General features: G+C 45.3%; 7 protein-coding genes and 2 CRISPR repeat arrays (1 of these 9 only partly in view). All 7 genes read right to left on the bottom strand.

Annotated elements, in window-relative coordinates; translation table 11 throughout:
- Positions 1–333: 333 nt before the first annotated feature.
- Positions 334–2,601: a CRISPR direct-repeat array (repeat unit 32 nt; unit sequence ATTTCAATCCACGCACCCGCAAGGGGTGCGAC).
- Between the two features lie 157 nt (positions 2,602–2,758).
- The 7 genes from cas2 to cas3 are packed head-to-tail and all read right to left on the bottom strand — an operon-like array spanning position 2,759 to position 10,675.
- On the bottom strand, positions 2,759–3,049 hold the full coding sequence (cas2, locus tag KJS57_RS10375; RefSeq protein ID WP_213654719.1) for a CRISPR-associated endonuclease Cas2: 291 nt from the start codon (positions 3,047–3,049) through the stop codon (positions 2,759–2,761).
- Positions 3,050–3,062: 13 nt separating this feature from the next.
- Positions 3,063–4,094 carry a type I-C CRISPR-associated endonuclease Cas1c gene (gene cas1c, locus KJS57_RS10370; protein ID WP_213654718.1) on the bottom strand — a complete coding sequence of 344 codons (1,032 nt, stop codon included), beginning with the start codon at positions 4,092–4,094 and terminating at the stop codon, positions 3,063–3,065.
- The gene (cas4, locus tag KJS57_RS10365) at positions 4,091–4,750 is read right to left on the bottom strand and encodes a CRISPR-associated protein Cas4 (RefSeq protein WP_213654717.1); all 660 of its coding nucleotides are present in this window, start codon (positions 4,748–4,750) and stop codon (positions 4,091–4,093) included. The genes cas1c and cas4 overlap by 4 nt, the downstream gene beginning before the upstream one ends.
- The gene (gene cas7c, locus KJS57_RS10360; RefSeq protein WP_213654716.1) at positions 4,740–5,603 is read right to left on the bottom strand and encodes a type I-C CRISPR-associated protein Cas7/Csd2; all 864 of its coding nucleotides are present in this window, start codon (positions 5,601–5,603) and stop codon (positions 4,740–4,742) included. The genes cas4 and cas7c overlap by 11 nt, the downstream gene beginning before the upstream one ends.
- 5 nt (positions 5,604–5,608) lie before the next feature.
- A complete protein-coding gene (gene cas8c, locus KJS57_RS10355; protein WP_213654715.1) occupies positions 5,609–7,504 on the bottom strand; it encodes a type I-C CRISPR-associated protein Cas8c/Csd1 in 1,896 nt (631 codons plus the stop codon).
- Complete coding sequence (gene cas5c, locus KJS57_RS10350) at positions 7,501–8,220, bottom strand: type I-C CRISPR-associated protein Cas5c (protein ID WP_213654714.1); 720 nt, start codon at positions 8,218–8,220, stop codon at positions 7,501–7,503. Before cas5c ends, cas8c begins: the two co-directional genes overlap by 4 nt.
- Positions 8,221–8,239: 19 nt before the next feature.
- Positions 8,240–10,675, bottom strand: a complete 2,436-nt coding sequence (gene cas3 / locus KJS57_RS10345) for a CRISPR-associated helicase Cas3' (protein WP_213654713.1) — start codon at positions 10,673–10,675, stop codon at positions 8,240–8,242.
- A gap of 440 nt (positions 10,676–11,115) precedes the next feature.
- Positions 11,116–12,270: a CRISPR direct-repeat array (repeat unit 32 nt; unit sequence ATTTCAATCCACGCATCCGCGAGGGATGCGAC) (it continues 1,855 nt past the right edge of the window).

The following is a 12,270-nucleotide window of genomic DNA, read 5'->3' as shown; positions in this document are numbered from 1 at the left end:
TGAAAATTTCAATCCACGCACCTGTATGAGGTGCGTGGATTGAATGGCATCTCCAGGGTTCATGATAAATTTTTTCAATCCACACACCCGCTAGGGTACGACCACGCCGCGCTGATTAAAACGCTATTTATCGCGGTATTTCAATCCACACACCCGTAAAGGGTGCGACTTGCGGTTCGCCGGGCGCTTGTAATCTCCCCGAAATTTCAATCCACGCACCCGCAAGGGGGGCGACATAAAGCTTATCTACATCTCCGTAAATCTTGACTATTTCAATCCACGCACCCGCAGGGGTGCGACAATACACCGTTTCACAGTACTTCATTCCCGAGTCATTTCAATCCACGCACCCGCAAGGGGTGCGACTCACCGTCTCTTTTTTGTCTTTTGCAGATCTTAGTATTTCAATCCACGCACCCGCAAGGGGTGCGACTCGTCAACAACTTGAAACAAGCCACGGCTACAAAATTTCAATCCACGCACCCGCAAGGGGTGCGACATACCCCTATCATTTGGAGACCTTGACTGCCCTATTTCAATCCACGCACCCGCAAGGGGTGCGACCCGGACAGTTTATCGGCGGCAGCATTGAAATAGATTTCAATCCACGCACCCGCAAGGGGTGCGACACCGTCTGGATCGACAACAACACCGGATTCAGTAGATTTCAATCCACGCACCCGCAAGGGGTGCGACTGAGGATCAAGGTAAGTTGTCCTCTGTTGGTATATTTCAATCCACGCACCCGCAAGGGGTGCGACGCGCAACGTCGTCGGTCACGTTCATTTTCTTCGCATTTCAATCCACGCACCCGCAAGGGGTGCGACGCGCAACGTCGTCGGTCACGTTCATTTTCTTCGCATTTCAATCCACGCACCCGCAAGGGGTGCGACGTCGAGCAACGCGGAAAAATTTACGTAATTGAGATTTCAATCCACGCACCCGCAAGGGGTGCGACCAGTTTACCCGTCCACACCCTTTCAGCGTGAAATAATTTCAATCCACGCACCCGCAAGGGGTGCGACGGCGGCCGGACCGGTTGAGTTCGCAGCCTAACGATTTCAATCCACGCACCCGCAAGGGGTGCGACCCTTAATCGACCGGTCCATAAACCCATCACTATCTATTTCAATCCACGCACCCGCAAGGGGTGCGACGCTCGTCCTCATCCGCGACATAAAGGCACGTTTCATTTCAATCCACGCACCCGCAAGGGGTGCGACCGTAGCCAGTCACGTGCGCGGCCACGGCAGGGAAAATTTCAATCCACGCACCCGCAAGGGGTGCGACGCTCCACGTCCGGGGGTGGAAACATCCCTGGGGATTTCAATCCACGCACCCGCAAGGGGTGCGACGACCTTAACCGCGGCAAATTGATCTGGAGTTAAATTTCAATCCACGCACCCGCAAGGGGTGCGACTTATACAGCGGGCCGGTTGACAAAAGTGGAAGAATTTCAATCCACGCACCCGCAAGGGGTGCGACCCGTTGGTAGCTTACCAGTGGGGTCGGTGACCTGATTTCAATCCACGCACCCGCAAGGGGTGCGACGGTGACTGTTCTTCAAGCCGGACGACATGTTTTCATTTCAATCCACGCACCCGCAAGGGGTGCGACAACGTCTGAATGGCATATTGTTTACTTGACGCAAATTTCAATCCACGCACCCGCAAGGGGTGCGACCAGATATAACGAGCGTGACAAATGAGGGCGGCACCATTTCAATCCACGCACCCGCAAGGGGTGCGACGATACAGCAACGATTCTGCGACCTTTGAACAGATTTCAATCCACGCACCCGCAAGGGGTGCGACCTTCAGCAGCTCGCAACCTTGCGCTAACAGGCTATTTCAATCCACGCACCCGCAAGGGGTGCGACTCCCTAACCTTAGGCCCCCGGTATGGAGGCCGATTTCAATCCACGCACCCGCAAGGGGTGCGACGAATCTACTATACCACAAACTTTTAACTTATTTATTTCAATCCACGCACCCGCAAGGGGTGCGACGTGTTTCGAGACAAGGCCAGCCGGGGAGATAGCATTTCAATCCACGCACCCGCAAGGGGTGCGACCGGTCCGTTTCCGTGTTTCTTCACGATTGATTTCATTTCAATCCACGCACCCGCAAGGGGTGCGACTAACCAGTGGTATTTTCTATCGGGCATGTACGAATTTCAATCCACGCACCCGCAAGGGGTGCGACAAACATTACAACACAGCAGGAGGAGTTTTATCATATTTCAATCCACGCACCCGCAAGGGGTGCGACAGAATCCCAGGTTATGACGGACTGGTACGGAGATATTTCAATCCACGCACCCGCAAGGGGTGCGACGCCTTTGTCACATATGTGATCGCTCCAGCTGCGTATTTCAATCCACGCACCCGCAAGGGGTGCGACACTGCTGCAACATTATTAATGATTGGCATTTTGGGATTTCAATCCACGCACCCGCAAGGGGTGCGACGCTGTGGTGGCAATCGTAACTGCCTTATAAGTCACATTTCAATCCACGCACCCGCAAGGGGTGCGACGCACTCATTGCGGAAAAACGCGCCGAGATCGCGATTTCAATCCACGCACCCGCAAGGGGTGCGACTCCGATTTTCGGGCAAAACAGAACCAAAAATCGACCTTTCCCATCTAAAAACACTTTTTAAGCCGGAGTAATTTACATTTACTTGAAATTCTAGTTAAAAAGAAGCGATTTTTTGGTGCGAATCCCCAAAGGATTTCATGTTCGCTTGGGGTTCGCACTACAAAATCAAGGGACCTTCAAGATCTAAAGATTCTTTTACGCCGACGTGTTCCACCTTATTTTTATAATTGTTTCCAAGTTGATAGAATCTGAGACTATCCTCGCCCTGGTCAATCACATCAATCAGCTTCATCTTTAACACAGCGAATTGCGTGGCATCCACAACACATTCAAACACAGAATTTTGCACGCGTTGCCCGTAATTCTGGCATATTTTTGATACGTTTCGCAGTCTTCTTTGCCCTTCCCTATCCATTGTGCTTACATCATAAGTAACTAAGATCAGCATGGACTTGCAACACCTACTTCCACAGAAATGGAGGGTATTCATCCAGATCATTTCGCAAATAACGTGCCAATAACAAAGCTTGAACGTGAGGCACTAGCCCCCAAGAGATTTTTTCTCCTAAAAAGGGATGCGTAATCTTCTCTTGCTTCTTGGTCTGCCATGCAGCCAGGAATTTCTTTCGAGCATCATCTGTCATAATTACAGCACCGTTCTCTTTATAGACAAAGTCTTCGGGGCTGACTACCCTTTTGTTGATTAACGACAGAACAAAGCGGTCGGCATAGATTCCAAGCAATTCTTCCATCACATCCAAGGCAAGCGAGGCACGTCCCGGGCGGTCTCGATGCAAAAATCCGATATATGCATCAAGGCCAACCCCTTCCAATGCAGAGGTCATATCATTAGCCAATAGGGTGTATGCAAAGGATAGCATGGCATTTACAGGATCCATAGGAGGTCTCCTGGAACGGAATTGAAAAGAGAAATCTTCCTTTTGCTGCAATATCATTTGATCAAATAGTTTATTATAACTTAATGCAGCCTGCCCCTCTAACCCTCTCAACCGCTCCAAGTCCTCGCATTCTCTGATGTCCACCATAATAGATGACAAATGCTTAGATGCTTCCTTAAAACCTGCCACATCAATGCGTAATGGATAATCTCTGGTCATTCTTTCAATCATCCATTTATGGTTATAAATCTTGCCGACAATAAAATTTCGGGCAATTCTGGCAGATTGTCGCTCATCTTCTGAGATAAGACTTTGCTTTTTTCTTAAAATCACATTTCCTTTACTTGAACCTATGACTCTAGCCAGAAATCTTCCATTCATCGTCAAAAAAGTAATCGATATATTTCTTTCCGCACAATATCCCATTAATGCCGGACTTGCCCCTGTATAACCGAATGCGATGATCGATTCCAGATTATGAAGGGGTAACCTGCCCAACTTTTCCTGTTCCTTAAGAAGAACGACATTGTCCCCTTCTAACGATAAGTACACATCCGGCTGTGTAATGAATAACGTGTTCAGTAACTTTTTCATTCCCTGACTTTCCCCTCAATATAACTTTTGACACTCCGTTTATTCATTAGTTCCGGCACACAGATCGAATGAAGGGAACAACTCTTGCAAAAAGAACCCGTCTTCACCTTGGGGGTGTATTTACGTCGATAATAATCTTGCATTTCTGAAACAACTAGCCTTACTTTACTTTTAATCTCTGTCGTCAGGGATACTTCAATCCGATGCTTAATCTCATTATAGAACATATAACCTGTGTTGATTTCACACAGCAGCATCTCCTCCAGGCATAAGGCTTGCGCCGTTAACTGCAACAGATCCGCGTCATCCATTTTAGGTTTTCCCCGCTTATATTCAACGGGATAAGCCAGATATTTCCCCTCGGCACCACTAATTTCAATGCCGCGGTCATCTCGAATAAACTCAACCACATCACAGATTCCTGATATCCCTAGGTCATCGGATTTCACAGGCATGGCTCGAACAATCAGCTTATCCCCGCGCTTCTCCCTTACAAACGGCTGATCCACCTTACGATGTAAATGCTGGCCTTCAACGGTTCTAACATTCTCTTCCCATTGCTGTTCTATATGAATTAGTGCCCACTGTCGCTTGCAAAATTGAAAGTGCTGTATCCCTGACAACATTAAATAGTCTTCTTCGTCCTTAAAGGCCATCTACGATCTCAACCTTTAATCCTTCCAGCTCAGTAAGTTCAATGGAATAATCATCAATAGATTTAGGTTCTTCGACACGCGATTTCACCTCGAGTGAACGATGGACCTTAGCCGAAGAATATTGACCAAGCTTAGAGGAATGCTCCCACCAATACACTTTATGAATTTCCATGCTTCCATCCGGTCTCGCTGCGGAAGAGTCATTTTCAAACAGGGTTACCAAAGCTTGCTTAATCTTGTCAGCGTCTTCGTTAGTGAACCCCGTTTTCTCAGCAAGTTGGGTATTAATACTCCCGTAAAAAACATAAAGTCCAAAGTCCACACGATGCTTCATCCCCATCGTATCCGATCCTCGATCCTTGCCCGGTTCAGAATTAACGCTCTTGGTGATTTGCATACTCGTAATATCAATCGGATCAACACTGGTTGCCGTATGAATCGATACCGGCCCTCTTACACCAACGGAAACGCCCGCCCCTTTGTCCCCACTTTTGAAAGCAAATACCTGTCCAAAGCTGCGAACATCGATCCACTCTTGGCAAGCAACATCGGCAAATTCTTCGCTTGAAGCGGATTTCGACTTCAATATTTTGTTTAGGTCGGCATTCGCATCCGCACGCTCTCTCAAACTACTAAACGAATCTACTTTACGGTCATTAGATTGGACAAAAATAGACTCGCCCATGTCCTGCAGCCTATTTCTAATCTTCCGTTTAATTGCAACATCCGAAATTTCACCGTGCCCATCATAGTTTTGACGCGGACGGTTTCCGTTCAAGGGGTCTCCATTGGGATTAGCGTTTTTTACGGACAATACGACAGCAAAATCAATCTTATGATCCAGGGTTGACATATTGATCACTCCTCAGCAGATGCAGTGACTGCATCGTCATTATTTTCTTTCTTTTGGTAAAGTTCATGTCTTTGACTATAAAAGCCAAGCAGGTACTTTCCTGACAATGGTTTATTATTGAACTCATTAATTTTGAATTTGGAGGCAATCTCATCAATCATTCTGGATAGGTAGGTTGCTTTAGTACCTAACCGGGCTTGGTAAGGTTGCAAGCTTCTTTGGATCGTCATCCAGGTTCTTTCGGGGTGCATTGAAAAAGAATTCATATACCGAATCGCATTGCTGGATCGCGTCTCTTCTCCTAATGCGCGTCTTTCCAACACATCCGCCACAGCCAATAATCGTCCAAACAAATAGTCGCGATCATTACTTTCTGTATCTAACGCCAACTTCAATCCCTCCTGTCTATTGATCAGAGCACATGTAATACTTAACGTCTTCTCCCACTCCCAACGTTCCATCGATACAGGATTAGATGCTCGATGAATAGCGCTGTTTACAATGTCTTGGGGGATTTTGACGTCATCAACGATACAGGGCAGCATCCGTTCCATAAGTCCTTTAACTATCTTCTCGTTCGCCCGTGGTCCATATGCAGCAAAGGCAATATCCTTCGTGGATGGCGCTCCAAAAAATTGCACAAACTCTCCCTGGTCATCTTTCCGATAGCGATGCAGCCATACACAAGTGGAATGCCACTTCTGCAACTTATCCAGGTACAGGTTCTTATCCATATTCCGATAATATAGAACCCCCATACGTCCGGTTGTCGCTGAATCAAGGATCATAATATTCACATTCGCTTTGGTACTTAAATTGCTCTTATAACCGTCCAGTGCCTTGGATACTTCCTTCGCAAACTCTTGATTGGTAAACGACTTTTTGATAGCGACATACGGTGTAGGATCAATTGAAAAGGAATCCTCCGTAGGATCGGGTATATACAATGCATCATTTCCCCAAACAAGAAATACCCGCTGATCTATGGTCTTCCCTTGACGGTTAATGAGCCATTTCAGTGCATTGTGTGCCTTTTGGGATACTTCATAACTGATGCTTGCAGCTTCATTGCTCGAAGTAAATCTCCCTCGGTATGTAAAGCCGCTAGAATCATTTGCTGAGATTAATTTCGCTTTATCTGCCGCATTCCGAATCTTGTTAGCATGCCGCTCCGTACTTGGCAGCTTCGAGCCCGTTACATAACAAATATCCTCATTGCCAAGCAATTCTTGATAGAAGCGAATAAAGGAATCATACATCTCGGGATCTTTCCACACTTCCGTTGCAAGGGTGTCGCCAGGAGAATAAATATTGAAGCGGATAAAGACGCTTTCCTGACCACCGGCAACTGAGGTGAATATAGGTGGTTTATCAGGTTGGCGTGATGACTCGTATTTTTTGTCCCATTTCTCGATAAGCTGTTCGTCCGCATCTACAAACAAAATGTTATTGTCAACCAAGTCACGAATAAGATGACCTTTTCTTAAATATTTAAAAATACTCCGCACTTTCGAAGTCGCATAAGGTGAGTCAGCCCATTCTTGCAACTGCTTAATATAGTGCAAAAAGGATTCCTGATCTCCTTCCTTGCCGGCAAATGCAGCATAATCACCCGCCACATAAACCAGCTTATCATGCAGTGGATAAGGCGCAATAACCGATCCGGCCCGGCTGGCCGACTTCTCTGTACACGGAATTAATGTACTGGTATTACTTTTGTCGATTACAAAAGCCGAGTGAAATTCCCCTTCTTCCGTCACCGCTACTTCGATATGGGCATTTTGCGTTGTATGAGAAATCGGCAGTAAGGTATACTCTTGACCGTTGTATTTCTGTTCAATGACACCCACCCGATCCAGGTTGGAATCATATGTCTCGTATAGGTTCAATAACCAGCTCAAAGACTCTCACCCCCTTCCATTTGTGCAAATAGATCGTCTATCGACTCCACATTGTTCTCATCAAATTGCTTGGCCTTCATTTCAGTAACTTTACGAACCTGAGGGCATTCTTCAGGACGAATAAATTGAATGTAACCATCCTTCATCACCGGGCTCCACAAACGAACTTCCATTTGGTCCCGCCCTGTTTCATCCGGGTAATTAATTCCGTGCACCATGGTGCCTAAATGGATATCACCATAATTATCGTAGAAGCCCTTACCTTCGCCAAACACGCACGGCTCCACATATGCTTGACATTCTCTCGCCCCGAGGAAAATATCTCTGCGTCCCCCGGCTTGGACACAGCGTTTGAATATATTGTGATGCTTGTTCTCGTTACGGTCGTGCGCCAAATCCGGACGATACATGTTGAATTCAAAATGTGCTGTCACTTGATAGCGGACATCCTTCAAATAAGTATAATTAGCTAGTGTATTTCCCCCGCCATATTCAATTGGGCGCATGCCTTTAGATTCCATACGAATAGCGTTCATAATACGCACCTTATCGACGACCATAATCAATGTAGGCTTCCAGTATATGGATTCGACTATTCCTTTTAGCGCCTGATATGTTGGTACTTGATAAGACAATTTTTCTCCGCCGAGTTTAGTCAGCGGGTCAGTAAAAAGAGCGTAATTCCCCGTTATTTCGAACTCTACCGAATTCCTCATAGATTCACCTCCTTTCCAGTTAATAAATACTCAAATCAAATCCACTGTCATTCTCAAGATCAAGTCCAAACTCGTCATTATAAGCTCCCTCTTTTAGCACCAGTACCTTGCCTTCAAAGCAGCTCTCCAAGCCACTATTCTTATCCAACTGATCAAGTTCATACTTGAATAAATTGATAGTGTACTGCTGTGCCCTTCTTAATAATTTGGTGAGGTCTGCTATCCCGCTATTCCCATTCAATTCCGCAATAATGTTCTTGCCTCCTTCTTCATAGGGAACGATCACTGAGGTCGTCATATTATCAATCACGTTGAAATGCTCTGCAGCAGTTCTGTAGCTATTTGCCAAAAATAAAGGAAGCCGTTCCTTATGCTTGCTATAGTAAGCTTGGAAATAGGAGTTATCCATTAAATTGGCGGATAGTAATTGGGTCATCTTCGTCCCCAGTTCCGCGATCGGATAATTCAATTTCGATTCGAATTTGGAGTAAAACTCTCTAAAGTACTTTTCAATAGCTTGAATAGAAAGAATATGCCCCCCGTGGTAAGTCTGATCTTGCTTCAGATCAATTAAAATCTTCCTGGAGATTTCCTTACCTTCTTTTATTTCCGGTAAATGCTTCAGATTCTCCTCTGTATGATCAATCACATAAACCCGCTGCAAATCCCTTTCCCCATGCCGATTGCATCTGCCTGCAGCTTGTGCGATAGAATCCAGCCCGGCCAAGGATCGAATCACACATTCAAAACTCACATCTACTCCTGCTTCAATTAACTGCGTGCTGATACAAATGATTCGATCGTTATTTTCCAAATACCTTCGTATTTCATGCAGAAGATCATTGCGATGCGAAGCGCACATAGACGTACTCAGATGATAAATTGGAACATGGGGCTCGTTCATTTTTAATTTCTGATAAAGCTTCTTCACAACCGTCTTGGTATTTAAAATAACGAGTATGCTTCGGACTTCTTCGGCTTTTTCGATAATAAAGTCATAGAGCTTATCATTGCTAAATCCCTCGTCCGTTGCTTGATCAATCACTTCCACACGCTTAAAAGCATCAACAACATGATCCAGATTGTCTATCATTTCTGCATCCGTGTTAATTTCTAACTTGTGTTCAACAAAGTCGAGTGCCGGCTGGGTTGCTGTGCATAGAACGATACTGGAATGACCATGAGTACGCAAAAAATTCAAAGCTTCATTAAATAATGAAACGCATGAAATGGGTACCTTTTGCACTTCGTCGAAGATCAGAACTGACTCAGCTAAATTATGTAAACGTCGAATGTTGCGGCTCCCCTTGGCATAGAAAACATTCAAAAACTGCACCATCGTTGTAAAAATAATCGGGGAATCCCAGTTATCTTTAGCAAGTTTCAATTTCTGCTGAACGTTGACCATACCGTCTGAAAGTTCATCATCATCACTAGCATCTTCAATAACATTTGAATGGTGCTCTAGAATATTGGCGTCATCCCTAAGGATTTTCCGAACTTCAGCAGCATTTTGTTCAATAATCGTGGTGTATGGAACAATGTATATGATGTGCTTTTTCTCATGAATTTCGGCGTGTCTCAGAGCGTATCTAAGACTAGCTAGAGTTTTGCCGCCGCCGGTTGGAATAGATAATGTATATATGCCAGACGGTCTCTCGGCAAATTTATCGCACTGAAGAGACATTTCACTTCTGAGCATATTAATAGGAGTTTGAGATTGGATGTGGCTTGCAAAGGAATTAATCTTGTCCATAAGCTTCTTATAATAGGAGGCAAAAAGTGCTGTATGATCTTGTGAAGGTTCTTCAACTTTATTCTCTTCAAACATTCGAGTGTTCGTTCGATCCGCATCGATTAGAGTGCTAAAGACAAACTTAGTTAAGAACATTAACTTTGTTTCTGAACTCGCTGTAGTCTCCAGGTATAAATAAGACTCCAATTCAGCAGCAGCCTTGTCTACATAAAGCCGAAAGTCAGCTTCACTAATTACACGTTCAAAGAATAGCTGCTCCGTCCATTCAAATTCCGACAAATCGTCTTTATCTCGAACGCGCTGTAAATATTTTGATTCCAAATCAGGGTTCAGATAATCATGGAGATAGGAATGGTGAGAAATAATTGCGTTTCCGACAATTTCCGCCAACATTCCTTTATAGCGGTCTATTTTCCCAGTGTGAAATAAGTTATAAAGGAGTTTCCCACCTGCAGTCGAGTGATCAACGCTTCCTCGCTTTGGAGGAGCATCTGGATTATTTACAGCCTCTAAAATGTAACTTCTGAATTTCTCAGTATACTTTCCCATATCATGCAGCATACCCGCTAATCCAGCAATGTGCCTCACACCCATTTTGGCTCCAAAAGCTTCCGCCAACGTTTTAACTCCTAACAAATGTTCTTCCACGGACTGTTCCTGATAATCGCTTTCACGGATGTGGGCAATGTAGTTGTTCATCTCTCTCCTCCATAGAAGTCGATCTTATTTATGAAAAAGCGTGCCTTTATTCTAAACTAATCTCCCATTCACCTAACAAACTGGTATAGGACTTATTGACCTCTGACAATATTCCCCATACTATACAAATGATTCGACAGAACCAGATTTTCTCCTTCCAACAACGATTTTTATTAACATGAACAATCCATGTCATCATTTTGCATTAGAATTAGCAAGTTAAAGCGCGCCCCATTCCCCCTATCCTATGAATATTTATATAATTCAAAAACCACTTCACGAATAATTGGCAGTTCATTATTCTGGAAGTGGTTTAATTTTATTCGTAAAGACGGGTATGAGTTGATGCGTAAAGTAAAGAGATTAATCGTCTGAACAGGGAGAGTATTAATATAGTTGAGGTGGACAGGTAGCAAGCCCCTTGAGACTCCGATAGCAAATTTTCAATTCACGCATCCGCGAGGGATGCGACCTAATATGGGAGGACTCTATGGCACTTACCCTCGGATTTCAATCCACGCATCCGCGAGGGATGCGACCTAATATGGAAGGACTCTATGGCACTTACCCTCGGATTTCAATCCACGCATCCGCGAGGGATGCGACTTAAACAGTTTAGAGAGCCCAATACCGGCAGCCTTATCTCAATCCACGCATCCGCGAGGGATGCGACACGTCTTGTTAAAAAACCACCGAGTTCCTTCGTTCATTTCAATCCACGCATCCGCGAGGGATGCGACTCCAAACGGTGGCATTAAGCATATGTTCGGCGTTATTTCAATCCACGCATCCGCGAGGGATGCGACAGAAATACCTTTAGGTTACGATCTAGGACAATGATTTCAATCCACGCATCCGCGAGGGATGCGACTAAAGATAATACAGCATTTATGATTTTACGTAGATTTCAATCCACGCATCCGCGAGGGATGCGACGTTTCATCCCTTATATGACGTTCCTTCAATTTTATTTCAATCCACGCATCCGCGAGGGATGCGACTGTCTTTTGATTTTAAACTTTCAATATCTGGAACAAATTTCAATCCACGCATCCGCGAGGGATGCGACGCTACCAGAGCGGTTGGCGCTGGATTCACAGTCACATTTCAATCCACGCATCCGCGAGGGATGCGACTCTACCTTTGATTTCCCGAAGTTCTTTCATTTTGATTTCAATCCACGCATCCGCGAGGGATGCGACCTTTTGGAAACTCTTCCATAAACCATTCAGGAGCAATTTCAATCCACGCATCCGCGAGGGATGCGACAATGAACAACTTGTATTTGTCCATCCCCATTCAAATTTCAATCCACGCATCCGCGAGGGATGCGACCAGTTCGCGGCTTCTTTCCAAGGACTTTGAGAAATTTCAATCCACGCATCCGCGAGGGATGCGACGGATTGGCCGTGCCTTCGAAGCTCGTCCACTTCTTATTTCAATCCACGCATCCGCGAGGGATGCGACCTTTAGCGCCTGGCGAGAGCATCGTGCAGATCTATTTCAATCCACGCATCCGCGAGGGATGCGACAGCACAGCAAAAATCCAGTATCATTTGCTTAGATATTTCAATCCACGCATCCGCGAGGGATGC

Origin of the sequence: Paenibacillus vini (genome assembly GCF_018403325.1) — a bacterium.
Lineage (GTDB): Bacteria > Bacillota > Bacilli > Paenibacillales > Paenibacillaceae > Fontibacillus > Fontibacillus vini.
The sequence above is the reverse complement of the archived record's forward strand: the minus strand, read 5'-3'. Positions and strand labels throughout refer to the sequence as shown.